A 24,823-nucleotide genomic window follows, 5' to 3' on the forward strand; every position below is an offset into this window, starting at 1 on the left:
AGTCGGTCATGCAGGCCGACAAGGACCACAAGGATAAGAGTGACAAGAGCAAGAGCGACAAGGACCGTAAGGGCGGTAAGCCGTCGCGGGACAAGCTCGTGCCGCATGGTGTCCGGGGTGAGCAGTCGCGGATTCCGTTGTCGGGTGAGCAGTCCGAGAATGTGAAGGCGATTGTGAAGGCGACGAAGAAGGCTGGTCTGGACGAGCGTGCCGCGGTGATCGCGGTCGGTACCAGCCTTCAGGAGTCGAAGCTGGAGAACCTGGGTCATCTGGGTGACCGTAACGACCACGATTCGCAGGGGCTGTTCCAGCAGCGTCCGTCGTCGGGTTGGGGAACGCCGGAGCAGATCACGGATCCGGAGTACTCGACCATCGCGTTCCTGAAGGGACTGCGTCAGGTTGATGGTTGGCATGACCTGCCGTTGACGGTGGCGGCGCAGAAGGTGCAGGTGTCGGCGTACCCGGACGCGTACGCGCAGTGGGAGGACCAGGCTGCTGACCTGGTCGCCAACGCCTGGAACAACAGCTAACGAACGAACAAGCATGAACACATCCGCTGGCCGGGTCCCCACCATCGGGGACCCGGCCAGCGGCGTCTCCGGATCCGGAACGGATCACCCGGTGGTGGCGTGGTCCGGCTCCGGCAGGTCGCGCAGTTTCGGGATCGCGGTCGGCAGTACCCAGAACAGTCCGGCAACCGCCCCTACGGTGGCGATCCAGAGCGTCGGGCGTACCCCGATCGCCGCGCCCAGTGTGCCACCCAGCACGGCGCCGATCGGCCGGATGCCGTAGTTGACGGTCCGCTTCGCACCCGCGACCCGGGCTAGCAGGTGCTCCGGGATGACCGCAGTCTGTAGCGAGCCGACGGTGATGTCCATCATCATCAGGCCGAGCCCGGAGAGGAACTCCGAGGCGAAGAGCACGCCGAGCAGCACCGGGGTCGACCCGCCTGCCAGCGGCACCAGCACCAGCGGCGCAGGGAAGAGCACGAAGCTGATGACCACGGTCCGGCCGATGCCGAGCCGGCGGACGAGCCGACCGGTGACCGCCGCGCCGAGCAGCGCGCCGATCGAGCCTACGCCGATGACCAGCCCGAGCAGGCCGGGGGAGAGCCCCAGTTCGGTGCTGACGTAGAGCACGTACAGCGCGGTGAACATGTAGTTGAAGAGGTTCAGCGTGGTGGTGCCGAGCAGCAGCGAGCGGAGGATCGGGGCACGGACCACGAACCGGAGCCCCTGGCCGATGCCGAGACCTGCGCCGTCGGTCGGCGCAGGCTCCGTCGGCCGGGTCAGCCTGATCCGGGCCAGGAATAGCGCGGAGACCAGGTACGACACCGCGTCGGCGAGCAGCGCGAACGGTGCGGTGAGGGTCTGTACCAGGATGCCGCCCACGCTCGGCCCGGCGACGAACGACATCGCCCGGCTGCCGTAGGTCAGCGCGTTCGCGTCGACGTAGTCCTTCCGGGGCACCAGCGAGACGAAGAGGGTGCTGTGCGCGACCTCGAAGAGCACGGCCAGGGTGCCGGTCAGGAAGGCCACCACGTAGAGCTGGTCGAGCGAGAGGACCCCGAACAGGTACGCCACCGGCACGGCGGCGAGCAGCACCGCCCGGCCCAGGTCGGCGAGGACCATCACCCGGCGCTTGTGTGGGTAGCGGTCGATCCAGGCGCCGAGGAGCAGCGAGAAGAGCAGATTCGGGATCAGCGCGGCAGCGGTGAGGTAGCCCATCTCGGCCGGGCCGGCGCCGGTGCCGAGCACCGCCAGCAGGGGCAGGGCGAGCACGGAGATCTCGTCGCCGAAGAGCGACACGGTCTGGGCCGACCAGTACCGTCGGAACTGCGTCTGGCGGAGCAGCTCCGGCAGCCAGCGCCGGCGGCGCTCGACCACCGGCGGGGTCGTCAGCGTCTCGGTCACCGCCCCGCCTCCGCCGTCGAGTCGGCGTCCGTCGGGTCGGCCCTCGCCGTCGAGTCCGCGTCCGCCGTCGTGGAACCGGCCGCGGTCGCATCGGCCGGCGGCTCGGTGGGCACCATCAGTTGGATGATGCCGACCGGCCGGGACCCCTCGGGCCGGGTGGACGGGTCGGTGAGCCGTTCGTCGTACTCGGCGAACAGGGCCTCGATCCGCCGGGTCAGCTCGGCCAGTTCGGCCTGGGTGACGTGCACCAGCGCGTCACCGAAGCCGAGCACGGCCCGCCAGTCCGCCGGCTCGGACGCCCGCTGCGCCAGATGCGCCCGGGCCCGTTCGAAGTAGTGGTTCAGGATCACCGAGTGCAGCTCGTTGACCGCCGCCAGCAGTGCCGGGTCGTCGGAGGTGTCGTCCCAGGAGGTGTTGAGCGCGGTGGCCCGCCAGGGCCGCTCCCGGGCGTCGCTGCCCTCGACCCGCTCGGCGAGGCCGTACTTGGCGAGCTGGCGCAGGTGGTAGGAGCAGCTCGGCACGCTCTCGTCGAGCCGCTCGGCGGCCTGGGTCGCGGTCAGCGGACCCTCCCGGCGGAGCAGCCCGACCAGGGCCATCCGGAGCGGGTGCGCGTACCCCCGGAGAGCCCGGGGGTCGGTGAGTCGGATCTCGGACCTGGGTGGCGACATACCCTAAAGATATCTCTAGAAAGATTCCTTTAGCAATTGCCGGCAGTGATCCGGCTGGGCCGCCGGCCCGGGAGATTCCGACGGCCGGGTAGATTACGTCTCCAACCTCGCCGGGTGGTCGACCCTCGCCGAACCCGCATCCGGGCGGCGTACCGTCGATCCGGCAGGCGGGTACGGCTGGGGGTGGAACGTGAGCGAGACTCGGCTGGCGACCGACGAGTCGCCGACGGGCGCGGAAGACCAGAGCAGGGAGTACGAGACGGAACAGGCACCGGACGAGGGACAGCCGGCGCGGACCCGATCCGAGGTGGAACCGGCGGAACCGACCCGCTCGGACACCACCCTGGTGGTGGTCACCGGGGTCTCCGGCGGTGGCCGCAGCACCGTCGCCCGGGCCCTGGAGAACGTCGGCTTCTACGTGGTGGACAACCTGCCGCAGGCGCTCATGCTCGACATGGCCGAGCTGGCGTTCCAGGCCGGTGGGGCGGCCCGGAAGACCGCGATGGTGCTCGACGTGCGCAGCCGGGCGTTCTCCACCGACCTGGCCGGGGCGATCCGGGCGCTCAAGGAACGCGGCTTCCAGCCCCGGGTGGTCTTCGTGGACGCCGACGACGAGGTGCTGATCCGGCGCTTCGAGAGCGTCCGGCGTTCGCACCCGCTCCAGGGCGACGGCCGGCTCGCCGACGGCATCGCGGTCGAGCGCGGCCTGCTGGAGGAGGCACGCGACCAGGCCGACGTGATCATCGACACCTCGCACCTGAACGTGAACCAGCTCCGCAGCCGGGTCGAGGAGCTGTTCGGCGGCGAGGACGCCCGCCGGCTCCGGGTGACCGTGCTCTCCTTCGGCTTCAAGTACGGCCTCCCGCCGGACGCCGACTTCGTGCTGGACGCCCGCTTCCTGCCCAACCCGTACTGGGTGCCGGAGCTGCGCGAGCACACCGGCCGGGAGGAGGACGTCAGCCGGTACGTGCTCGGCCAGCATGGCGCGGTGACTTTCGTCGAGACGTACGCCCGGTTGATCAACGCGACCGCACCCGGCTTCGAGCGGGAGGGGAAGCGCTATCTGACCGTGGCGGTCGGCTGCACCGGCGGCAAGCACCGCAGCGTGGCGATCGCCGAGGAACTCGCCGCCCGGCTGCGCCAGGCCCGGCTCTCGGCCACGCCGCACCATCGTGACCTGGGGCGCGAGTGAACCTCTCTCAACCTGAACCGCGCGGCGTGCGCCCCCCGACCTCCACCCGCGGTCACGACCGACCGCGAGCGGAGGTTGAGCAAGGTTCGGTGAAGCAGCGGGTGGTCGCGTTCGGTGGCGGACACGGCCTGTCGGCGTCGCTGCGGGCACTGCGCCGCTGCGCGCCGGAGCTGGACCTCGACATCACCGCCGTGGTGACGGTCGGCGACGACGGCGGCTCCAGCGGGCGGTTGCGCCTCGAACGCGGCGCGCTGCCCCCCGGCGACCTGCGGCAGGCGCTCGCCGCGCTGGCCGCGGACGAGCCCGGGACCCGGCGCAGCGCCGCGCTGTTCCAGCACCGGTTCGCCGGCGGCGGGCCGCGTCCCGACCCGCTGGCCGGGCACGCGGTCGGCAACCTGGTGCTCTGCGGGCTGATGGAGCTGCTCGGCGACCCGGTGGCCGCGCTCGACCACGCCGCCGCGATGCTCGGCGCGGTCGGCCGGGTGCTGCCGATGGCCTGCCAGCCGGTCGGCATCGAGGCCCGGGTGCGCGGCGCCGACCCGCGCCGGCCCAGCGCCGTGCAGACGGTACGCGGACAGCACGCGGTGGCGGTCACCGACGGCCGGGTCGAGTCGGTCCGGCTCACCCCGGAGGGGCCGAGCGCCTGCCCGCAGGCGGTGGCGGCGGTCCGCGAGGCCGACTGGCTGATCTTCGGCCCGGGAAGCTGGTACACCAGCGTCATCCCGCACCTGCTGGTGCCGGAGCTGGCCGCGGCGATGGTGGCGAGCCCGGCCCGCCGGCTGGTCACGCTCAACCTCGCCAACGAGGCGGAGACGCTCGGCCTCTCCCTCGCCGACCACCTGGCCGCGCTCGGCTGGTACCTGCCCGGGCTCAAGGTCGACGTGGTGCTGGCGGACGGAAAGGCGGTGGGTGACCCCGAACCGGTGCACCGTGCGGCAGAATCGCTGGGTGCGCGGCTCGTGCTCGCCCCGGTGGCCGTACCGGACGGCGGGCCCCAGCACGATCCGGCAGCGCTGGGCGCCGCGCTGGTGCCTCTCCTGGGCGCCGATCGTTAAGTACCTACGAATCAACAACCAAGCACCTACGAATCACCGGCACCCGCCGGGACCGGCCCACGAGGTGACGACAAGATGGCGATGACGGCTGCGGTCAAGGACGAGCTGAGCCGGGTGGACGTGCCCAAGCCCTGCTGTCGGCGGGCGGAGATGGCCGCCCTGCTGCGCTTCGCGGGCGGGCTGCACATCGTCTCCGGACGGGTGGTGGTCGAGGCGGAACTCGACACCGGCGCGGTGGCCCGTCGGCTGCGCCGGGAGATCGCCGAGGTCTACGGATATCCGAGCGAGATCCACGTACTCGCCTCCGGCGGGCTGCGCAAGGGCAGCCACTACATCGTCCGGGTGGTCAAGGACGGCGAGGCGCTGGCCCGGCAGACCGGGCTGCTCGACGTACGCGGCCGGCCGGTACGCGGGCTGCCCCCGCACGTGGTCGCGGCGAACGTCTGCTGCGCGGTCTCGGCCTGGCGGGGCGCCTTCATGGCACACGGTTCGCTGACCGAGCCGGGGCGTTCCTGCGCGCTGGAGATCACCTGCCCCGGCCCGGAGACGGCGCTCGCCCTGGTCGGCGCTGCCCGCCGGATCGGCATCACCGCCAAATACCGCGAGGTGCGCGGGGTGGACCGGGTGGTGGTCAAGGACGGCGACGCGATCGCCGCGCTGCTGACCCGGATCGGCGCGCACTCCAGCGTGCTCTCCTGGGAGGAGCGCCGGGTACGCCGCGAGGTGCGGGCCACCGCCAACCGGCTGGCCAACTTCGACGACGCCAACCTGCGCCGCTCGGCCCGGGCCGCCGTGGCCGCCGCCGCCCGGGTGACCCGGGCCCTGGAGATCCTCGCCGAGGACGCCCCGAACCACCTCACCTCGGCCGGCCGGCTGCGGCTGGAGCACCGGCAGGCGTCCCTTGAGGAACTGGGTGCCCTGGCCGACCCGCCGCTGACCAAGGACGCGATCGCCGGGCGGATCCGCCGGCTGCTGGCACTGGCCGACAAGCGGGCCCGTGACCTGGGCATCCCCGACACCGAGGCGGCGGTCACCCCGGACATGCTGGCGGTCTGAAGCTTGCCGACGGGGCCCTCCGAGCGCCGCCGGTGAAGTCGATTGGCCGGATTGTGCCCCGACGCAACGCGGAGCGGCCCGCTCGGATAAGGTCGCAGCGTACGGCGACGGGGCCGGTACCGGCCTTCTCCGCCGTGCTGACCGCCCAGAGGTCGCGGTGAGACGGCCGGGGTGACATCCAGCGGCCGGCTCCAACGGTCGGCGCGCCCACCTTCGCCGCCGCGCGTCTTTCACCGGGCGGCGAACCGAAACACGAGGAGATGGACCCAGTGACCATCCGGGTTGGCATCAACGGATTCGGCCGGATCGGCCGCAACTTCTTCCGGGCGGTGCTCGCGTCGGGCGCCGACGTCGAGGTGGTCGGCGCCAACGACCTGACCGACAACGCCACGCTGGCGCACCTGGTCAAGTACGACAGCATCCTCGGCCGGCTGCCGCAAGAGGTCAAGGCGAGCGCCGACGAGATCAGCGTCGGCGGGCACATTATGAAGGTCTTCGCCGAGAAGGACCCGAGCAAGCTGCCCTGGGGCGACCTCGGTGCCGACGTGGTGATCGAGTCGACCGGCTTCTTCACCGACGCCACCAAGGCCAAGGCGCACATCGACGGTGGGGCCAAGAAGGTCATCATCTCGGCGCCGGCCAAGAACGAGGACGTCACGGTCGTGATGGGGGTCAACCACCAGAACTACGACCCGGCGAAGCACAACATCATCTCCAACGCCTCGTGCACCACCAACTGCCTGGCGCCGATGGCGAAGGTGCTGCAGGACACGGTGGGCATCGAGAAGGGTCTGATGACCACCATCCACGCGTACACCCAGGACCAGAACCTCCAGGACGGCCCGCACAAGGACCTCCGCCGGGCCCGGGCCGCCGCGCTGAACATCGTGCCGACCTCGACCGGTGCCGCCAAGGCGATCGGCCTGGTGCTGCCCGACCTCAAGGGCAAGCTGGACGGCTTCGCGCTGCGGGTGCCGATCCCGACCGGCTCGGCCACCGACCTGACCATCGACGCCGGCCGGGACACCTCGGTCGAGGAGATCAACGCCGCGATGAAGGCCGCCGCCGAGGGTCCGCTGAAGGGCATCCTCACCTACACCGAGGACGAGATCGTCTCTACCGACATCGTCACCGACCCGGCCTCGTGCATCTTCGACTCCGGCCTGACCAAGGTGATCGGCAACCAGGTCAAGGTCGTCGGCTGGTACGACAACGAGTGGGGCTACTCGAACCGCCTGGTCGACCTCGTCAAGCTGGTCGGTGCCGGGCTGTGAGCACGGCACGAACGAACGGGGGGCTCTCGCGGTGAACGCGAGGACTGAGCTTGCGAGCCCCGCAGTCGTGAACGGAGGGCAAGCTCTGTGAGCATCCGCAACCTCGACGATCTGCTCGCCGAGGGGGTCTCGGGTCGGCGCGTGCTGGTGCGTGCCGATTTGAATGTCCCGCTCGACAAGGAGACCGGCGCCATCAGTGACGACGGCCGGATCCGGGCCGTGCTGCCGACGCTGACCGCGTTGCGGGACGCCGGGGCCGCCGTGGTCGTCTGTTCGCACCTGGGCCGCCCCAAGGGCGCGCCCGACCCGAAATACAGCCTCGCCCCGGTCGCGGCCCGGCTCGGTGAGCTGCTCGGCACCGAGGTCGCGTTCGCCACCGACACGGTGGGCGAGTCGGCCCGCAAGGCGGTCGAGGAACTCGGCACCGGCCAGGTGGCGCTGCTGGAGAACCTGCGATTCAACCCGGGCGAGACCAGCAAGGACGAGGCCGAACGGGGTGCCTTCGCCGACCAGCTCGCCGCGTTCGCCTCGGCGTACGTCGACGACGCGTTCGGCGCCGTGCACCGCAAGCACGCCAGCGTCTACGACGTGCCGGCCCGGCTGCCGCACTTCGCCGGCCAGCTCGTGCTCCGCGAGGTCGCGGTGCTGGCCCGGCTGCGGCACGAGCCGGACCGGCCCTATGTGGTGGTGCTCGGCGGCTCCAAGGTCTCCGACAAGCTCGCCGTGATCGAGGCGCTGCTGCCGACCGTCGACCGGCTGCTGATCGGCGGCGGCATGTGCTTCACCTTCCTGCGTGCCCAGGGGCACGAGGTGGGCAAGTCGCTGCTCGAGGAGGAGATGCTCGACACCTGCCGGGACCTGCTGGAGCGGGGCGCCGACCGGATCGTGCTGCCGGTCGACGTGGTGGCGGCGACCGAGTTCAGCGCCGACGCCGCGTACGACACCGTGCCGGTGAACGCGATCCCGGCCGACCGGCTCGGCCTGGACATCGGCCCCCGCACGGTCGCCGAGTTCGCCGACATGGCCGGTACGGCCCGGATGGTGTTCTGGAACGGCCCGATGGGCGTTTTCGAGCTGGCCCCGTTCGCCGCCGGTACCCGGGGGGTGGCCGAGGCGATCATCTCCGTGAAGGGCTTCACCGTGGTCGGTGGCGGTGACTCCGCCGCGGCCGTCCGTGCGCTCGGTCTGGACGAGTCGTCGTTCGGGCACATCTCGACCGGCGGGGGAGCCTCGCTGGAATACCTGGAGGGCAAGGCTCTCCCCGGCATCGTCGCTCTGGAGCAGTAGTGGCCACCCCTGCGCCCGCCCGCCGGCCCCTGATGGCCGGCAACTGGAAGATGAACCTCAACCACCGGGAAGCCAACCTGCTGATCCAGAAGCTCGCCGCGAGCCTCAACGAGAAGCAGTTGACCGACGTGGAGACGGTGGTGCTGCCGCCGTACACCGACCTGCGGACGGTGCAGACCCTGGTCGACGGCGACAAGCTGCTGATCGGGTACGGCGCGCAGGACCTCTCGCCGCACAAGGGCGGGGCGTACACCGGGGAGATCTCGGGTGCGCTGCTGACCGCGCTGGGCTGCACCTACGTGGTCGTCGGGCACTCGGAGCGGCGGACGTACCACCACGAGGACGACGCGCTGGTCAACGCCAAGGTGAAGGCGGCGCTGGCCAACGAGTTGACCCCGATCGTCTGCGTCGGCGAGGGCCTGGACATCCGCGAGCAGGACGGGCAGGTGGCGTACGTGCGCGATCAGCTCGACGGGTCGCTGGCCGGGCTGACCGCCGAGCAGGTGGCCAAGCTGGTCGTCGCGTACGAGCCGGTCTGGGCGATCGGCACCGGCAAGACCGCGACTCCGGAGAACGCCCAGGAGGTCTGCGGCGCGATCCGGCAGCGGATCGCCGAGGTGCACGGTCCGGAGACCGCCGACCAGGTCCGGGTGCTCTACGGCGGGTCGGTAAAGGCCGCCAACATCGCCGCGATCATGGCGCAGCCCGACGTGGACGGCGCACTGGTCGGCGGGGCGAGCCTGGACGCCGAGGAGTTCGCGCAGATCTGCCGGTTCCCGGAGCACATCGCCCGCTGACGGTCGCTATCCTTGACGAGCCCCGCGTAGCTGAGAGGACTGACCCCTACCATGCCGATCTGGTTCGCATACACGTTGATCGTGTTGCTGGTGATCACGAGCGTGCTGCTCACCTTGCTGATCCTGCTGCACCGGGGCAAGGGCGGCGGGATGTCGAGCATGTTCGGCGGAGGGGTCAGCTCCAGCCTGGCCGGCTCCTCGGTGGCCGAGAAGAACCTCGACCGATACACCGTTCTGGTGGGTCTTGTCTGGTTCGCCTGCATCGTCGGGCTGGGTCTCTGGCTGCGTCTCGCCGAGACGACCTGACAACCAGGGCGTACAAACTGCGCGCGGTCCGCTAACGTGGGCCGCGCGCAGTTTGTCATACCCCCCAGGGGCCCCCTCTGACGAACGGAGCGAGCAGTCGTGCCCAGTGGCAGTGCCATCCGTGGCAGCCGAATCGGTGCCGGCCCAGCCAGGCCGACCGAGCGATGCGAACCGGCCCCCCGCCGTCCGGTCACCTACTGGTGCGGCAGCGGGCACATGCTGGAGATCCTGCTGGCGGCCGAGGCCGAGATCCCGGAGACCTGGGACTGCCCGCACTGCGGGCAGCCGGCCGGGCAGGACGTGCACAATCCGCCCGGGCGGCCGCGGACGGAGCCGTACAAGTCGCACCTGGCGTACGTGAAGGAGCGGCGCAGCGAGGCGGACGCCGAGGCGATCCTCGCCGAGGCGCTGGCCGCACTGCGGGCCCGCCGAGGTGAGGCCTGACCGAGCCCCGGGCCGGTGACACCGGGCGAGCTTAGCTGGGCGGCGACCCCGCCCGATTCAGCGGAGACTGCGGAACGCCGGCTTCACCTCGGCTGCCGCGGCCCGGTCCAGCAGCCACCGGGTCCGCTGCACCCCGGCGACTCCGGCCGCCGGCACCTGCACCGGCCCGGCACCGCTCAGCGCCATGCCGACCGCCCGGGCCTTGCCGCTGCCGCTGGCGATCAGCCAGACGTCCTCGGCGGTGTTGATGGCGCCCCGGCTCAGGGTGATGCGTATCGGTGGCGGCTTGGGGCTGCCCCGCACCGCGCTCACCGGCCGGTTCTCGTAGGCGACGGGATGCTCGGGGAAGAGCGAGGCGACGTGGCCGTCCTCGCCCACCCCGAGCATCAGCACGTCGAAGTAGGGCAGGGTGGCCGTACCCGGGCCGGCGGACGCGGCGAGTTCGGACGCGTACCGGGCTGCCGCCGCCTCGGGGTCGGCACCGTCCGGGCCGTCCGAGGCGGGCATCGGGTGCACCCGGGCCTGCGGCAGCGCGTCGAGTAGCGCCTCCCGGGCCTGGGTCTCGTTCCGCTCCGGGTGCCCGGCCGGCAGGAACCGTTCGTCACCCCACCAGACGTCGACCCGGGACCAGTCGACCGCATCCCGGGCCGGCAGGTCGCGTACCGCCCGGTGCACCGCCGCCGCGATCCGGCCGCCGGTCAGCACGACGCTCGCCTCGCCCCGTTCCGCCTGGGCGTCGATGATCCTGACCAGCAGCCGGGCCGCGACTGCCTGCGCGAGTAGCTCGGGGTCGGCGTGCACCACCACCGTGGTTTCGGTCACGCCACGCCCTGCGGCTGCTTCGACGGGTCCTTCCAGATGTGTACCCGCTGGGCCGGCCGGCGGTCCAGCCCGGCCACCCCGGCGGCGGCGCCCAGCGCCTCGGCGTAGATCTGGTCCGGGTCGAGCCGGCGCAGCTCCTCGGCGAGTTCGTCGCCGAGCGGGCGGCGTACCAGCGGCAGTTGCCGGTCGGCCTGGCCGGTACGCCGGAACGTCGCCTGGTTGTCGTCCCGGGTCAGCACCAGCTCGTCGCCGTTGGCGCAGCGCAGCTCCACCGAGCGCATCCGGGGGAACTCGCTGGTGTGCTCCCAGTGCGGGTGCAGCCCCAGCCGGGACTTCAACCAGCCGATCATCAGTGCCGCGGTCGGGTCGGTGTGCGGTGCGACCACGGTGGCCGAGGTGACCCGGTTGCCCTCGGTGGTGTCGAACGCCCCGGCGACCAGGGTGCGCCACGGGGTGATCCGGGTCCACGCCAGGTCGGTGTCGCCGGGCGCGTAGTCCCGGGCCCGCTGCCGCAGCGTCTCCACCGGATCGGCGGCCTGCGCCGAGTCGGTGATCCGGCGGTCCGCCACCACCCCGAGGAAGTCGTTGGCGATCTCGGCCGGCGGTTCGCCGTGCCACCAGGTCACCACCGGCACGTCCGGCACCAGCAGCGGCATCACCACCGACTCGGCGTGCAGGGCGAGCCGGCCGTACATCCGGGTCACCACCGCCTCGCCGGGACCGAGCCGGCCGCCGACCACGATCTCGGCGTCGAGCCGGTTGCGGTCGCGTTCGATGTCGGAACGGACCACCACCACCATCCGGCACGGGTGGGCGGCCGAGGCGATGGTCACCGCCGCCTCGGCCTCCCGGACCCGCGGCTCGTCGACGACGACGATCAGGGTCAGCGCCATGCCACTGGCCACTCCGCCCGCGCTGCGCCGCTCGGCGGCCAGGGCCTTCACCACCTCGTTACCGGTGGTGTCCCACAAGCCGATCAACGATGCCTCCTGGTTGTTGTCGCGATCCTCGGCAGGTCACGCCCGCCGCCACGCACGGCCCTCCCGGGCGAGCAACTCGTCCGCTGCCCGGGGACCCCACTCACCGGCCCGGTACGGCTCCGGCTTGACGCCCTCCCAGGCCTCCTCCAGCGGGTCGATCACCTGCCAGCTCTGCTCGACCTCGGCGGCGTCCGGGAAGAGGGTCCGGTCGCCGATCAGCACGTCCAGCACCAGCCGCTCGTACGCCTCAGGGCTGGACTCGGTGAACGCCTCGCCGTACTGGAAGTCCATCGCGATGTCCCGGACCTCCATGGTGGTGCCGGGAACCTTGGAGCCGAACTTCAGCACCACACCCTCGTCCGGCTGGACCCGGATCACGAGCTGGTTGTTGCCGAGCATCTCCATGTCGGCCGGGTTGAACGGCAGGTGCGGCGCCTTCTTGAATATGATGGCGACCTCGGTCACCCGGCGCGGCAGCCGCTTGCCGGCCCGGATGTAGAACGGCACCTCGGCCCAGCGGCGGTTCTGGATGCCGAGCCGGACCGCCACGTACGTCTCGGTGGTCGAGTCGGGCGGCACGCCCTCCTCGTCGAGATAGCCGACCGCCCGCTTGCCGGCCACCCAGCCGGGCAGGTATTGCCCGCGCACGGTGCCGGTGTGCACGTCCTTCGGCAGGGTGATCGCGCGCAGCACCTTCAGCTTCTCGGCCCGGATCTCGCTGGCGTCGAAGCTGGTCGGCTCCTCCATCGCCACCAGGGCGAGCAGTTGCAGGAGGTGGTTCTGCAGCACGTCCCGGGCGGTGCCGGTGGCGTCGTAGAAGCCGGCCCGGGTGCCGATCCCGACGTCCTCGGCCATGGTGATCTGCACCGAGTCGACGTACTTGGAGTTCCACAGCGGCTCGAAGAGATTGTTGGCGAACCGCAGCGCGAGGATGTTCTGGACGGTCTCCTTGCCCAGGTAATGGTCGATCCGGAACACGTCGTCCCGGGTGAAGACGTCGTCGACCAGGTCGTTGAGCGCCTTCGCCGAGGGCAGGTCGTGCCCGAACGGCTTCTCCACCACCACCCGCCGCCAGCCGCCGCACTTGTCGTTGTCGGCCATCCCGGTCCGGGCGAGCTGCTTGAGCACGGTCGGGAACGCCGCCGGCGGGATGGAGAAGTAGAAGGCGGCGTTGCCACCGATGCCGTGGCTGTCCCGCAGCTCGTCCAGGCAGGTCGCCAGCTTGTCGAAGGCGGCGTCGTCGTCGAACGCGCCGCCGACGAACTTGATGTTTCCGGCCAGCCGGGCCCAGACCTCCTCCCGCCACGGTGTCCGGGCGTGCGCCTGGGCCGCGTCCCGGGCCATCGACTCGAAGTCGCCGTCGCCCCAGTCACGCCGGGCGAACCCGAGCACCACGAAGCTCGGCGGCAGCAGCCCCCGGTTGGCCAGGTCGTAGACCGCGGGCAGCAGCTTCTTGCGGGCCAGGTCCCCGGTGACGCCGAAGATCACCAGTGCGCACGGCTCCGGGATCCGCGGCAACCGCCGGTCCTGCGGGTCGCGCAGCGGATTCACGGTTCCCCCTCCTCGGTCAGTCCGTCAGTGTCAGCATGCCGGGTTGTCGTCAACTCCGCAGACCCCGTACCGCATCGAGCAGGTGCGGAATTCCGGCGCCCCGGTCGGTCAGGTGCAGCCGGAGCACCGGCCGGCCCCGCTGGGCGAGGGCTTCGCGGTCACCCGCGGCCTGCGCGGCCTGCAACTGCCCGAACGAGTACGGCTTACCGGGCACCGGCAGGTCGTCGGCCACGTCCCCGGTGATCTGCAGGTACGACCCGAGCTGCGGGCCGCCTTTGTGGTATTGCCCGGTGGAGTGCAGGAACCGGGGTCCCCAGCCGAAGGTGACCGGCCGCCCGGAGGCGGCGGCGAGCCCGGGGCGCACCTGCGCGGTCTTGGCGTCGGCGAACCGGTCGAGGTAGGCCATCACGGCCAGGTAGCCCTCCCCGCCGAGCCCGTCCAGTAGCAGCCGCAGCGCCCCGGCCAGGTCACCGGGGAGCGGGTCGGTCCGCTGCGGCTCGCCCGGGAACCAGTACCCCTCGATCCCGCCGTCGACGAAGGTCGGCGTCTCGATCGGCAGCCCGGTGCCGAGCAGCCGGTTGGTGTTCTCCTTGGACTCGGTCACGTTCGGCTGGTTGAACGGGTCGATCCCGAGCACCACCCCGGCGACCGCGCATGCGTACTCCCAGGCCAGGAACTGCGCGCCCAGCGGGCCGTTCACCGCCAGGTCGGGCCGGATGCCGCCGCCCGGCACCGCACCGGCGGCGAGCCCGCCGCCGTAGGTGACGGTCAGCACGTCCGGTCCGGCCGCACCCGGGCTGCCCGGGTCCTCGACCACCACCGGCAGGATGCCGACGCCGTTCTTCCCGGTCGACTCGGCGATCAACTGCTCGGCCCAGTCGCCGAGGCCGTCGATGCCGGTGCCGTCCGAGATCAGCGCGACCTTGTCCCGGCCGGTCGTGGCGGCGGCACCGAGCGCGGCACCGAGCGCCAGCCCCGGGTTGTCCTGCGGCCCGCCGAGCGCCCCGGCCAACTCCTCGGCCTGGTCCAGCAACTCGGCCACCTCGACCCCGGCCAGTGCCGACGGGACCAGCCCGAACGCGGTCAGCGCCGAGTAGCGCCCTCCGACGTCCGGGTCGGCGAGTACCACGAACGCGCCCATCTCCTCGGCGGTTGTGGCCAGCGGCGAGCCGGGGTCGGTGACCACCACGAAGCGCCGGCCGGCCTCCGCCTCGGTCATGCCGGCGACCAGGAACGCCTGCCAGTACGCCCGGCGGTGGCTGTCGGTCTCCACGGTCGAGCCGGACTTGCTGGCCACCACCACGACGGTCCGGTCCAGCCGGTCGGCGATCGCCGCGCGTACCTGCCCGGGGTCGGTGGTGTCCAGCACGGTCAGCGACCTGCCGAGGGTACGGGTGATCACCTCGGGGGCCAGCGACGAGCCGCCCATCCCGGCGAGTACCACGTGGTCGAGGTCGGCCAGTTCGGCCTTCAGCTCGGCGAGTTGGGGGAGCAGTTCCCGGCTGCGCCGGAAGGTGTCCACCCAGCCGAGCCGGATCGCCGCCTCGGCCTGGGCGTCCGGCCCCCACAGCGTCGGGTCCTTGGCGACCAGCCGCGCCGGTACGTCCTCCGCGAGCAGTGCGGCCCGGGCCGAGGCCGGGGCGGCGGAGTCGACCGCCTCCGCCCCGTAGACGGCGAGTCCGGCCGCCCCCTCACAGCCGCCGTCCAGCACGTCCTGACCCTCGCTCATGCCGGCACTCCGCTTCGCTCCGTGCCGTCATGAGGCACCTTGGCACTGAGCTGGCTGGTTCGCTCACTACGTTCGCTCATGCCGGCACTCCGCTTCGCTCCGTGCCGTCATGAGGCACCTTGGCACTGAGCTGGCTGGTTCGCTCACTACGTTCGCTCATGCCGGCACTCCGCTTCGCTCCGTGCCGTCATGAGGCACCTTGGCACTGAGCTGGCTGGTTCGCTCACTACGTTCGCTCATGCCGGCACTCCGCTTCGCTCCGTGCCGTCATGAGGCACCTTGGCACTGAGCTGGCTGGTTCGCTCACTACGTTCGCTCACGCGTTGCCTCCTGCCCGGACGGCCGCATCGGCGTTCTCCCCGGCGGCCTGGTTCGGCTCGCCGGCGCCCTGCGCGGCGGCCTCCAGGGACTTGCGGACCCCGTCCAGCAGCTCCAGCCAGCTCGCCTCGAACTTCTGCACGCCCTCCCGTTCCAGGGTGGCGATCACGTCGTCGAAGTCGACGCCGGCCGCGGCCAGCCCGGTGAAGACCTCCCGGGCCTGCGCGTAGGCGCCGGTGACGGTGTCCGGGCGGATCTCGCCGTGCTCGGCGAAGGCGTCGATCACCGGCTCGGGCATGGTGTTGACGGTGCCGGGGGCGATCAGCTCCTCGACGTAGATCACGTCGCGGTACTCCGGGTTCTTGGTGGAGGTGGAGGCCCAGAGCGGGCGCTGCGGGTGGGCGCCGGCGTCGGCCAGCGCCTGCCAGCGGTCCGAGGAGAAGACCTCGGCGTACCGCTCGTACGCGAGCTGCGCGTTGGCGACCGCCGCCTTGCCCTTCAGCGCGGCCAGATCCGTCCGTCCGGCACCGCCGCCGAGCTTGTCCAGCCGCTTGTCCACCTCGGTGTCGACCCGGGAGACGAAGAAGGACGCCACCGAGGCGATCCTGCTCAGGTCGTGCCCGTTCGCCGATGCCTGCTCCAGGCCGGCCAGGAACGCCTCCATCACCTGCGAGTAGCGCTCCAACCCGAAGATCAGCGTGACGTTCACACTGATCCCGGCGGCCAGGGTGGCGGTGATGGCCGGCAGCCCGGCCTCGGTCGCCGGGATCTTGATGAACAGGTTCGGCCGGTCGATCAGCCACCACAGGGCCTTCGCCTCGGCAACGGTCGGCTCGGTCCGGTACGCCAGCCGCGGGTCCACCTCGATCGAGACCCGACCGTCCACCCCGGCACTGCTGTCGTACGCCGGGCGCATCACGTCGCAGGCCCACCGCACGTCGTAGGTGGTCAGCGCGCGGACCGCCTCCTCGACGCTGACCCCGCGCACCGCCAGGTCCCGGAGCTGCCAGTTGTACTCGTCCGCGTCGCTGAGCGCCTTGGCGAAAATGGTCGGGTTGGTGGTCACCCCGACCAGGTGCTTCTCCCGGCGTAGCTGGTCCAGGTCGCCGGAACTCAGCCGCACCCTCGAAAGATCGTCGAGCCAGACCGCCACTCCCGCAGCGGTGAGCTCACCCAACCGGTCAGTCATGTCTGCAACGCTCCCTCAGTTGCCGGTGGTGTCACCGGTGATCTGGCCCACCCGGGTCAGCGACGCGTGCGCGGCCGCGACGATCCGGTCGGGGGTGAATCCGAACTGTTCGAAGAGCACGCTGTGCGGTGCGCTCGCGCCGTAGTGCTCCAGGCTGACCGCCTCGCCGCTGTCGCCGATCAGGTCCCGCCAGGACATCGCGATGCCGGCCTCGACGCTGACCCGGGCCCGCACGTCGCGGGGCAGGACCGCGTCCTGGTAGGCCGAGTCCTGCTCCCGGAACCACTCCTGGCACGGCATCGAGACCACCCGGGTCGGGGTGCCCTCGGCCTCCAGCCGCTCCCCGGCGGTCAGGCAGAGCTGCACCTCGGAGCCGGTGCCGATCAGGATCACCTGCGGCTGCGCGTTCGACGCCTCGGCCAGCACGTAGCCGCCCTTGGCGGTCTGGTCGGCGCCGGCCAGCTCGGTGCGGTCGAAGGTCGGCAGCGGCTGCCGGCTCAGCGCCAGCGCGGACGGCCGGTCGGTGTGCTCCAGCGCCCGCCGCCAGGCCCAGGCGGTCTCGTTGGCGTCGGCCGGCCGGATCACGTCCAGGCCGGGGATGGCGCGCAGCGCGGTCAGGTGCTCGACCGGCTGGTGGGTGGGGCCGTCCTCGCCGAGACCGATCGAGTCGTGCGTCCAGACGTAGACCACCGGCAGCTTCATCAGCGCGGCGAGCCGGACCGCCGGGCGCATGTAGTCGCTGAACACCAGGAAGGTGCCGCCGTACGGGCGGGTGCCGCCGTGCAGCGCGATGCCGTTCAGGATCGCACCCATCGCGTGTTCGCGGATGCCGAAGTGCAGGGTGCGGCCGTACTCGTTGCCCGGGAACGCCTTGGTGGCGTACTCGCTGGGGATGAAGGACGGCTCGCCCTCCATGCTGGTGTTGTTGCTCTCGGCCAGGTCGGCCGAGCCGCCCCACAGCTCCGGCAGCACCGGGGCCAGGGCCTGGAGCACCTTGCCGGAGGCGGCCCGGGTGGCGATCCCCTTGGCGTCTGCCGGAAACTCCGGCAGCGCGTCGGTCCAGCCGGCCGGCAGCGTACGGGTGGCCAGCCGGTCGTGCAGCGCCTTGCCCTCCGGGTTGGCGTCGGCCCACGCCTGGTACGCGGTGTCCCACTCGGCGTGCGCCGCCCGGCCCCGCTCCAGCACCTGGCGGGCGTGCGCCAGCACCTCCTCGTCGACCTCGAAGTGCTGGGCCGGGTCGAAGCCGAGCAGCTTCTTGGTCTCGGCCACCTCGTCGGCGCCGAGTGCCGAGCCGTGGATCTTGCCGGTGTTCTGCTTGGTCGGCGCCGGCCAGCCGATGATGGTGCGCAGCGCGATGAACGACGGCCGGCCGGTCTCGGCCCTGGCGGCGAGCAGCGCGGCGTGCAGCGCCTCGACGTCCTCGTGGTAGTGACCCTGGTCCGCGTCACCGCTGCGCCAGTCCACCGTCTGCACGTGCCAGCCGTACGCCTCGTAGCGGGCGGCCACGTCCTCGCTCTTGGCGATCCTGGTGTCGTCCTCGATCGAGATCTCGTTGTCGTCGTAGATCAGGATCAGGTTGCCGAGCTGCTGGTGCCCGGCGAGCGCGCTGGCCTCGTGGCTGATCCCCTCCTCGATGTCGCCGTCCGAGGCGATGCACCAGATGTGGTGGTCGAACGGGGAGGTGCCGGCCGAGGCGTCCGGGTCGAGCAGGCCACGCTCGCGGCGGGCGGCCATCGCCATCCCGACCGCGTTGCCGAGCCCCTGGCCGAGCGGGCCGGTGGTGGTCTCGACGCCCCGGGTGTGCCCGTGCTCGGGGTGGCCGGGGGTGAGCGAACCCCACTGCCGCAGCGCCTTGAGGTCGGTCAGGCCGAGGCCGTATCCGCTGAGGTAGAGCTGGATGTAGAGGGTGAGACTGCTGTGGCCCGCCGACAGTACGAACCGGTCCCGCCCGGTCCAGTCGGGGTGCGTCGGGTCGTGCCGCATGACCCGGTTGAACAGCAGGTATGCGGCCGGCGCCAGGCTCATCGCCGTACCCGGATGGCCGTTGCCGGACTTCTCCACGGCGTCCATGGCCAGCACGCGGACGGTGTCGACGGCACGCTGGTCGAGATCGGACCAGCTCAGCGAGGTTTGCTCGGGTCGATTGTCAGCCACGATCGTGTGTGCTCCTCGGCGTGATGGGCGGAACCCTCCCTCATGACCCTAGCGACCGCTTCCGCGCGCCAACCCCCGGATCTCGTCCACCGGCGATGCGGTTCGCCGGAAGTGTGATCGTTCGCACCGAAGAAGGGTCGCCCGGGCAGCGAAAACGACGACGCGTAGGCTGTCGGTCGGCGTGCTGGCCCCCGGCCGCCCGCCACCCGCGCTGCCTCCGCAGCCGACTCACCCGTGTGCCCGACGCCGGAAGGTGGCAATCCGTGAGCATGATCACCGAGCGCCCCGTGACCGGCGGTGCCCCGGCTGCGGGGACCCCGGGCGAGGTGACCCGGCGCCGCGACGTCGCCGCCCTGATCCGGGCGTACGTCGCGCTGACCAAGCCACGGATCGTCGAGCTGCTGCTGATCTCCACGGTGCCGACGATGATGCTGGCCGCCGACGGGATCCCGTCGCTCTGGCTGGTCGGCGTCGTACTGGTCGGCGGATCGCTGGCGGCGGGCGCGGCCAACGCGCTGAACTGCTACATCGACCGCGACATCGACCAGGTGATGAAGCGGACCAAGCGGCGGCCGCTGCCGACGCACACCGTGGCGCCCCGCAACGCGCTGGTCTTCGGTCTGGTGCTGGCGGTGGTCTCGGTGACCCTGATGGCGGTCTTCACCAACTGGCTGGCCACCGCGCTGACCCTGGGCGCCATCGCCTACTACGACCTCGTCTACACGCTGTGGTTGAAGCGGACGACCTGGCAGAACACCTTCTGGGGCGGGATCTGCGGCTCGGCCCCGGTGCTGATCGGCTGGGCGGCGGTGACCGGCTCGCTGGCGCCGCGGGCCTGGGGGCTGTTCGCGGTGGTGTTCTTCTGGCAGCTACCGCACTTCTACGCCCTGGCCATCAAGTTCAAGGACGACTACGCCCGGGCCGGCATTCCGATGCTGCCGGTGGTGGCCTCGATCCGCCGGGTCACGACGGAGATCGTGCTCTACACCTGGTTGACCGTGGCGGCGTCGGTGCTGGTCTGGCCGCTGGGCATGGGCCCGGTCTACGGGCTCACCGTGCTGGCGGCGGGCGGGATGTTCGTCGTCGAGGCACACCGGTTGAGCCAGCGGGCCGCCCGGGGCGGGCCGGTCAAGCCGATGCGGCTGTTCCACTGGTCGATCACGTACCTGACGATCGTCTTCGCCGCGGTCGCGGTCGACGCGCTGCTCTGAGGGTTTCAGGTCTTTCGTGCCCGTTCGTCCTGTTTGCCGGCCTTGAACGTGAATGATGGCTTTAAATTAATCGCGTATACACCGAAAAATCGCCCAAAGCTGGTGAGTAGTTCCGGTAAACGTCACCGTAATCGGCATCACAAATTATCGGTAGCTGCCCCTCGTGCCGGTCGAAGTCTGCTTAGGCTTCGCGTTATGGCAGATGGTTCCGATACGACGCCGACGGCCGAGCAGACCGTCGCGGGTCAGACCCCCAATGGTCTGGTCGCTGGCATCCAGTCGTTTGCCGCCGGCCACGGCGGCGCGAAGGCGGTCATCGAGTACGTCGGCAAGCGGGGCGCACGCATTGTCCTGGTGGGGGAGGACGGCGTGTGGGCTGACCAGTTCGCGGAGAGCACCGACGTCGCGCGACTGGCCTGCGCCAAGGCGGGGGTAGCCGTGGAGAACGAATGGGAGCGGGAACTGATGGACCAGATGCGTCCGAGTAACGATCTTTGGCGGTCGATGGCTCGGCGTACCATGGCTCGTTGATAATTTTGTCCGATAACAGTCGTGCGACCCGGGGCGAGCCCCGGGTCGCACTCATTACCTGTAGCGAACTTCCCGGACTCGACCCCGACGACCGGCTGTTGCTCGACCCGCTCGCCGAACGCGGCATCCGGGTCGAGGCGGCGGTCTGGGACGACCCGGACGTGGACTGGGCCGGCTACGCGCTGGCGGTGCTCCGCTCGCCCTGGGACTATCCGACCCGCCGCGCCGAGTTCGTCGCCTGGACCGAGACCGTGCCCCGGTTGGCCAACCCGGCCGACCTGGTGCGCTGGAACACCGACAAGCGCTACCTGCGGGAACTCGCCGAGGCCGGGCTGCCGACCGTGCCGACGACCTGGCTCGACCCCGCCGCCGACTGGGCGCTCCCGCCGGAACCCGGCGAGTACGTCGTCAAGCCCGTCGTCGGGGCCGGAAGCCTGGACACCGGCCGGTACGACCTGGCCGACGCGGAGCACCGGCAGCTCGCCGCCACACACGCCAAGCGGCTACAGGCGGCGGGCCGGTGGGTGATGGTGCAGCCGTACCTGACCGCCGTGGACACCGCCGGGGAGACCGCGCTGCTCTTCGTCGCCGGCCCCGGGGGGCTCCGGTTCAGCCACGCGGTCCGCAAGGGGCCGATGCTGGTCGGCCCGGACTACGGCGTCGAGGGGCTGTTCCGGCCGGAGCAGATCACCCCGCGTACCCCGGCGGAGCCGGAACTCGCGGTCGCCGAGCGGGTACTCGCGGCGCTGCCTGACGGGCCGGGCCGGGCGCTCTACGCGCGGGTGGATCTGATTCCGGGCCCGGACGGCGCGCCAGTGCTGGTCGAGGTGGAACTCACCGAGCCGTCGCTCTTCCTGGCCCACGACCCGGGCGCGGCCGGCCGGCTGGCCGACGCCATCGCGGCCAGGCTGGGCTGAGCGTTCCGCCGCAGGCCGCGCCCCGGACCGGCCTGCCGCCCGGTGCGTCCCCCGGGTCCCGACGTCGGGTGCGTCGCCCGGTCCCGACGTCGGGTGCGGCCGCAGGACCGGTTGTCGTGTAGTTGCCCGGTTGTTGTCGTGTGGTGCGTCGGACCGGTGCCGTTCAGTGCGCCGCGCCGGCGAATTCGGGCCGGGCCTGGCTCGGCGGGGTGGCGGGGGCGCTGCGTTCCCGGGTCGACCAGAGCACCGCGAGGGCGGCGAGCCAGACCAGGCAGGAGCCGAGCATGTGCGCGCCGACCAGCGCCACCGGCAGACCGGTGAAGTACTGCACGAAGCCGATCAGGCCCTGGCCGAGTTCGGCGAGCACCAGCAGGCCGGCCGCCCGGACCGCGCGGGCCGGCGCGCCGACCGCCCGGAACGCGAACCAGATCGCGACGGAGAGGCCCACCAGCAGGAAGACGGTGTCGGCGTGCACCTGGGAGATGGTTTCCGGGTCCAGGCCGTTGCGGGCCGCCCCGGAGTCGCCGGAGTGCGGGCCGCTGCCGGTCACCCAGGTGCCGACCACCAGTACGGCGGCGGCCACCCCGGCGGTGAGCCAGCCGAGGGTACGCAGCGGTGCCGGTACGGTCGGCCGGGCCGGTCCGTCCGGTTCGAGGGTCCGGCGCCAGAACGCGTACGCGGCCGCGATCACCGCCATCGAGGCGAGGAAGTGCAGTCCCACCACCCACGGGTTCAGGTCGGTGAGCACGGTGATCCCGCCGATCACCGCCTGTGCCGGGATGCCGAACGCGGCACCGACGCTGAGCCACCGGAGCCCTCGGCGGGCCGGGCGTTGCCGCCAGGCGGCGATCACCGCGGCGATCACCACGGCGGCGAGCGCGAAGGTGAGCAGCCGGTTGCCGAACTCGATCACCCCATGCACGCCCATCTCGGCGGTCGCCACGTACGACTCGTCGGTGCAGCGGGGCCAGGTGGGGCAGCCGAGCCCGGACTTGGTCAGCCGGACCGCGCCGCCGGTACCGACGATCAGCACGTTACCCACCACGGAGGCGAGGGCCAGTCGCGATAGGGTGGGTTTGCCAGAAAATTCGCCGAATCGGCTCACGCGGGCCATGGTACGTGCAAATGTGATCATGCTGGACGGCGCGCCCGCCGTCCGGTGGTCTGGATCACCGGACCCCGGGTTTGCGGACCACGGACGAAATACGTAACGTTGGCGTAGTGAAAAACCTGGCGGCGTGCTCGGAGCAGGAGCAGGTGACCGATCCGGTCGCCGGTTCCGCCGTGGTCGCCGCCGGTCCGGAGGGCCGTCCCACCCGCGACCGGGTGACCCAGTTGCTGCTGGAGCACGGTGCGGCCACCGCCGCGCAGCTCGGCGTGGAGCTGGGGCTCAGCCCGGCGGCGATCCGCCGGCACCTGGACGCGATGCTCGCCGACGGCGACGTGATCGCCCGTGACCAGGTCGTCCGGGGTCAGCGCGGTCGCGGCCGGCCGGCCAGGATCTTCCGGCTCACCGACTCCGGCCGGCGCCGCTGCGGCACCCACACCTACGACGGGATGGCCACCGCCGCGCTGCGCTGGATCTCCCGGCACGGCGGGCCGGACGCGGTCGACGCCTTCGCCGCCGAGCAGGTCGCGGCGCTGGAGGCCCGCTGCCGGGCCGCCATGGAGGGCGCCGGGGACGACCCGCTGGCCAGGGCCGAGGCACTCGCCGGGGCGCTGACCGCCGAGGGATACGCTGCCAACGCGTCCACGATCGCCTCCGGCGGGCAGCTGTGCCAGCACCACTGCCCGGTGGCCCACGTGGCCGCAGAGTTTCCCCAGCTGTGCGAGGCCGAGACGGCGGTCATCTCCCGCCTGGTCGGCACCCACGTGCAGCGGCTCGCCACCATCGCCCACGGCGACGGGGTGTGCACCACGCACATCCCGACCCAGCCCAAACCTTCCGTCAGCAGTGTGAGGACAGACAGATGACCGAGCAGATCGTCCAGCCCATGACGCAGGAGGAGCAGCTCGCCGCCCTGGGTCGCTACGAGTACGGCTGGGCCGACTCCGACGTTGCCGGTGCCGCCGCCCAGCGTGGCCTCAACGAGGCGGTGGTGCGGGACATCTCCGCCAAGAAGAACGAGCCCGCCTGGATGCTCGACCTGCGGCTGAAGGGGCTGCGGCTGTTCGGCCGCAAGCCGATGCCGAACTGGGGTGCCGACCTCGGCGGGATCGACTTCGACAACATCAAATACTTCGTCCGGTCCACCGAGAAGCAGGCCGCGAGCTGGGAGGACCTGCCCGAGGACATCAAGAACACCTACGACAAGCTGGGCATCCCGGAGGCCGAGAAGCAGCGGCTGGTCGCCGGTGTCGCCGCCCAGTACGAGTCCGAGGTGGTCTACCACAAGATCCGTGAGGATCTTGAGGAGCAGGGCGTCCTCTTCCTGGACACCGACACCGCGCTCAAGGAGCACGAGGACATCTTCAAGGAGTACTTCGGCACGGTGATCCCGGTCGGCGACAACAAGTTCGCCGCGCTGAACACCTCGGTCTGGTCCGGCGGCTCCTTCATCTACGTGCCGAAGGGCGTGCAGGTGGAGATCCCGCTCCAGGCGTACTTCCGGATCAACACCGAGAACATGGGCCAGTTCGAGCGGACCCTGATCATCGTCGACGAGGGCGCGTACGTGCACTACGTCGAGGGCTGCACCGCGCCGATCTACTCCTCGGACTCGCTGCACAGCGCGGTCGTGGAGATCGTCGTCAAGAAGAACGCCCGCTGCCGCTACACGACCATCCAGAACTGGTCGAACAACGTCTACAACCTGGTCACCAAGCGGGCGGTCTGCCACGAGGGCGCGACCATGGAGTGGATCGACGGCAACATCGGCTCCAAGGTGACGATGAAATACCCGGCGGTCTGGATGACCGGCGAGCACGCCAAGGGCGAGGTGCTCTCGGTGGCGATGGCCGGCGAGGGCCAGCACCAGGACGCCGGCGCCAAGATGGTGCACGCCGCGCCGCACACCTCCAGCACGATCGTCTCCAAGTCGATCGCCCGGGCGGGTGGGCGGACCTCCTACCGGGGTCTGGTGCAGGTGCTGGAGGGCTCACACCACAGCAGGAGCACCGTCAAGTGCGACGCCCTGCTGGTCGACGCCATCTCCCGGTCGGACACCTACCCGTACGTCGACATCCGCGAGGACGACGTGGCGATGGGGCACGAGGCGACCGTCTCCAAGGTCAGCGAGGACCAGCTCTTCTACCTGATGAGCCGGGGCCTGACCGAGGACGAGGCGATGGCGATGATCGTGCGCGGCTTCATCGAGCCGATCGCCAAGGAACTCCCGATGGAGTACGCGCTGGAGCTCAACCGGCTGATCGAGCTGCAGATGGAGGGCGCGGTCGGCTGACGCCGCCCCACCCCGCATCCCGCCTCGG

The 24,823-nt window shown here is 71.3% G+C and carries 23 protein-coding genes; 14 read left to right on the forward strand and 9 right to left on the reverse strand.

Annotated elements, in window-relative coordinates:
- Nucleotides 1–8: 8 nt before the first annotated feature.
- Nucleotides 9–530, forward strand: a complete 522-nt coding sequence (locus tag R6Y94_RS30280; RefSeq protein ID WP_318399434.1) for a hypothetical protein — start codon at nt 9–11, stop codon at nt 528–530.
- An 84-nt stretch (nt 531–614) separates the two neighbouring features.
- Here the strand turns inward: R6Y94_RS30280 and R6Y94_RS30285 are convergent, their stop codons facing one another.
- Complete coding sequence (locus R6Y94_RS30285) at nt 615–1,913, reverse strand: MFS transporter (protein ID WP_318399272.1); 1,299 nt, start codon at nt 1,911–1,913, stop codon at nt 615–617.
- Complete coding sequence (locus R6Y94_RS30290) at nt 1,910–2,581, reverse strand: winged helix-turn-helix domain-containing protein (RefSeq protein WP_318399273.1); 672 nt, start codon at nt 2,579–2,581, stop codon at nt 1,910–1,912. Before R6Y94_RS30290 ends, R6Y94_RS30285 begins: the two co-directional genes overlap by 4 nt.
- Nucleotides 2,582–2,888: 307 nt before the next feature.
- On the opposite strand from R6Y94_RS30290, the gene rapZ reads away from it, so the two are divergent.
- The 8 genes from rapZ (at nt 2,889) to R6Y94_RS30330 (ending at nt 9,992) form a co-directional block, all read left to right on the forward strand.
- Nucleotides 2,889–3,773: an RNase adapter RapZ gene (rapZ, locus tag R6Y94_RS30295; protein ID WP_318399435.1), complete on the forward strand. Its 885-nt coding sequence runs from the start codon at nt 2,889–2,891 to the stop codon at nt 3,771–3,773.
- Between the two features lie 89 nt (nt 3,774–3,862).
- Nucleotides 3,863–4,828, forward strand: a complete 966-nt coding sequence (locus R6Y94_RS30300; protein ID WP_318399274.1) for a uridine diphosphate-N-acetylglucosamine-binding protein YvcK — start codon at nt 3,863–3,865, stop codon at nt 4,826–4,828.
- Nucleotides 4,829–4,903: 75 nt separating this feature from the next.
- Complete coding sequence (whiA, locus tag R6Y94_RS30305) at nt 4,904–5,884, forward strand: DNA-binding protein WhiA (protein WP_107263068.1); 981 nt, start codon at nt 4,904–4,906, stop codon at nt 5,882–5,884.
- Between the two features lie 269 nt (nt 5,885–6,153).
- The gene (gap, locus tag R6Y94_RS30310; RefSeq protein WP_318399275.1) at nt 6,154–7,158 is read left to right on the forward strand and encodes a type I glyceraldehyde-3-phosphate dehydrogenase; all 1,005 of its coding nucleotides are present in this window, start codon (nt 6,154–6,156) and stop codon (nt 7,156–7,158) included.
- Between the two features lie 87 nt (nt 7,159–7,245).
- Complete coding sequence (locus tag R6Y94_RS30315) at nt 7,246–8,445, forward strand: phosphoglycerate kinase (RefSeq protein ID WP_318399276.1); 1,200 nt, start codon at nt 7,246–7,248, stop codon at nt 8,443–8,445.
- A gap of 32 nt (nt 8,446–8,477) precedes the next feature.
- Entirely contained in the window at nt 8,478–9,242 is a 765-nt protein-coding gene (gene tpiA, locus R6Y94_RS30320; protein WP_318399436.1) for a triose-phosphate isomerase, read from the forward strand.
- A gap of 51 nt (nt 9,243–9,293) precedes the next feature.
- Entirely contained in the window at nt 9,294–9,548 is a 255-nt protein-coding gene (gene secG / locus R6Y94_RS30325; protein WP_101367013.1) for a preprotein translocase subunit SecG, read from the forward strand.
- 99 nt (nt 9,549–9,647) lie between these two features.
- A complete protein-coding gene (locus R6Y94_RS30330; RefSeq protein ID WP_318399277.1) occupies nt 9,648–9,992 on the forward strand; it encodes an RNA polymerase-binding protein RbpA in 345 nt (114 codons plus the stop codon).
- A gap of 57 nt (nt 9,993–10,049) precedes the next feature.
- On the opposite strand, the gene pgl is transcribed toward R6Y94_RS30330, so the two are convergent.
- From pgl to tkt, 6 genes are all read right to left on the reverse strand, one after another.
- The gene (gene pgl, locus R6Y94_RS30335) at nt 10,050–10,814 is read right to left on the reverse strand and encodes a 6-phosphogluconolactonase (protein ID WP_318399278.1); all 765 of its coding nucleotides are present in this window, start codon (nt 10,812–10,814) and stop codon (nt 10,050–10,052) included.
- Nucleotides 10,811–11,794 (reverse strand): glucose-6-phosphate dehydrogenase assembly protein OpcA, encoded by a 984-nt coding sequence (locus R6Y94_RS30340; RefSeq protein ID WP_318399279.1) that lies wholly within the window; start codon nt 11,792–11,794, stop codon nt 10,811–10,813. The genes pgl and R6Y94_RS30340 overlap by 4 nt, the downstream gene beginning before the upstream one ends.
- A 36-nt stretch (nt 11,795–11,830) precedes the next feature.
- A complete protein-coding gene (zwf, locus tag R6Y94_RS30345; RefSeq protein WP_318399280.1) occupies nt 11,831–13,345 on the reverse strand; it encodes a glucose-6-phosphate dehydrogenase in 1,515 nt (504 codons plus the stop codon).
- 49 nt (nt 13,346–13,394) lie between these two features.
- Nucleotides 13,395–15,074, reverse strand: a complete 1,680-nt coding sequence (locus R6Y94_RS30350) for a glucose-6-phosphate isomerase (RefSeq protein ID WP_318399281.1) — start codon at nt 15,072–15,074, stop codon at nt 13,395–13,397.
- Nucleotides 15,075–15,390: 316 nt separating this feature from the next.
- Entirely contained in the window at nt 15,391–16,581 is a 1,191-nt protein-coding gene (gene tal, locus R6Y94_RS30355; RefSeq protein ID WP_318399282.1) for a transaldolase, read from the reverse strand.
- Between the two features lie 15 nt (nt 16,582–16,596).
- Nucleotides 16,597–18,735, reverse strand: a complete 2,139-nt coding sequence (tkt, locus tag R6Y94_RS30360) for a transketolase (protein WP_318399283.1) — start codon at nt 18,733–18,735, stop codon at nt 16,597–16,599.
- A 263-nt stretch (nt 18,736–18,998) separates the two neighbouring features.
- On the opposite strand from tkt, the gene R6Y94_RS30365 reads away from it, so the two are divergent.
- The 3 genes from R6Y94_RS30365 to R6Y94_RS30375 all read left to right on the forward strand — a co-directional run bounded on the left by R6Y94_RS30365 (nt 18,999) and on the right by R6Y94_RS30375 (nt 21,394).
- Nucleotides 18,999–19,946, forward strand: a complete 948-nt coding sequence (locus R6Y94_RS30365) for a heme o synthase (RefSeq protein WP_318399284.1) — start codon at nt 18,999–19,001, stop codon at nt 19,944–19,946.
- A gap of 195 nt (nt 19,947–20,141) precedes the next feature.
- Complete coding sequence (locus R6Y94_RS30370; protein ID WP_318399285.1) at nt 20,142–20,477, forward strand: hypothetical protein; 336 nt, start codon at nt 20,142–20,144, stop codon at nt 20,475–20,477.
- Between the two features lie 2 nt (nt 20,478–20,479).
- Nucleotides 20,480–21,394, forward strand: a complete 915-nt coding sequence (locus R6Y94_RS30375) for a hypothetical protein (protein WP_318399437.1) — start codon at nt 20,480–20,482, stop codon at nt 21,392–21,394.
- A gap of 163 nt (nt 21,395–21,557) precedes the next feature.
- On the opposite strand, the gene R6Y94_RS30380 is transcribed toward R6Y94_RS30375, so the two are convergent.
- Nucleotides 21,558–22,508, reverse strand: coding sequence for a COX15/CtaA family protein (locus R6Y94_RS30380; protein ID WP_318399286.1), 951 nt, complete (start codon nt 22,506–22,508; stop codon nt 21,558–21,560).
- 107 nt (nt 22,509–22,615) lie between these two features.
- Here R6Y94_RS30380 and R6Y94_RS30385 point away from each other — a divergent pair, with 107 nt between their 5' ends.
- Nucleotides 22,616–23,368 carry a helix-turn-helix transcriptional regulator gene (locus R6Y94_RS30385; protein ID WP_412102920.1) on the forward strand — a complete coding sequence of 251 codons (753 nt, stop codon included), beginning with the start codon at nt 22,616–22,618 and terminating at the stop codon, nt 23,366–23,368.
- Nucleotides 23,365–24,795 carry a Fe-S cluster assembly protein SufB gene (sufB, locus tag R6Y94_RS30390; RefSeq protein ID WP_318399287.1) on the forward strand — a complete coding sequence of 477 codons (1,431 nt, stop codon included), beginning with the start codon at nt 23,365–23,367 and terminating at the stop codon, nt 24,793–24,795. The genes R6Y94_RS30385 and sufB overlap by 4 nt, the downstream gene beginning before the upstream one ends.
- Nucleotides 24,796–24,823 lie beyond the last annotated feature (28 nt).

Origin of the sequence: Plantactinospora sp. KLBMP9567, assembly GCF_033446045.1 — a bacterium.
Lineage (GTDB): Bacteria > Actinomycetota > Actinomycetes > Mycobacteriales > Micromonosporaceae > Plantactinospora.

What these genes read in the sequence shown, in the direction of transcription:
- R6Y94_RS30280 (WP_318399434.1), top strand. Translation starts at nt 9, where the DNA reads ATGCAGGCCGACAAGGACCACAAGGATAAGAGTGACAAGAGCAAGAGC.
- R6Y94_RS30290 (WP_318399273.1), bottom strand. Translation starts at nt 2,581, where the DNA reads ATGTCGCCACCCAGGTCCGAGATCCGACTCACCGACCCCCGGGCTCTC.
- whiA (WP_107263068.1), top strand. Translation starts at nt 4,904, where the DNA reads ATGGCGATGACGGCTGCGGTCAAGGACGAGCTGAGCCGGGTGGACGTG.
- tpiA (WP_318399436.1), top strand. Translation starts at nt 8,478, where the DNA reads ATGGCCGGCAACTGGAAGATGAACCTCAACCACCGGGAAGCCAACCTG.
- secG (WP_101367013.1), top strand. Translation starts at nt 9,294, where the DNA reads ATGCCGATCTGGTTCGCATACACGTTGATCGTGTTGCTGGTGATCACG.
- R6Y94_RS30350 (WP_318399281.1), bottom strand. Translation starts at nt 15,074, where the DNA reads ATGAGCGAGGGTCAGGACGTGCTGGACGGCGGCTGTGAGGGGGCGGCC.
- tal (WP_318399282.1), bottom strand. Translation starts at nt 16,581, where the DNA reads ATGACTGACCGGTTGGGTGAGCTCACCGCTGCGGGAGTGGCGGTCTGG.
- R6Y94_RS30370 (WP_318399285.1), top strand. Translation starts at nt 20,142, where the DNA reads ATGGCAGATGGTTCCGATACGACGCCGACGGCCGAGCAGACCGTCGCG.
- R6Y94_RS30380 (WP_318399286.1), bottom strand. Translation starts at nt 22,508, where the DNA reads ATGGCCCGCGTGAGCCGATTCGGCGAATTTTCTGGCAAACCCACCCTA.
- sufB (WP_318399287.1), top strand. Translation starts at nt 23,365, where the DNA reads ATGACCGAGCAGATCGTCCAGCCCATGACGCAGGAGGAGCAGCTCGCC.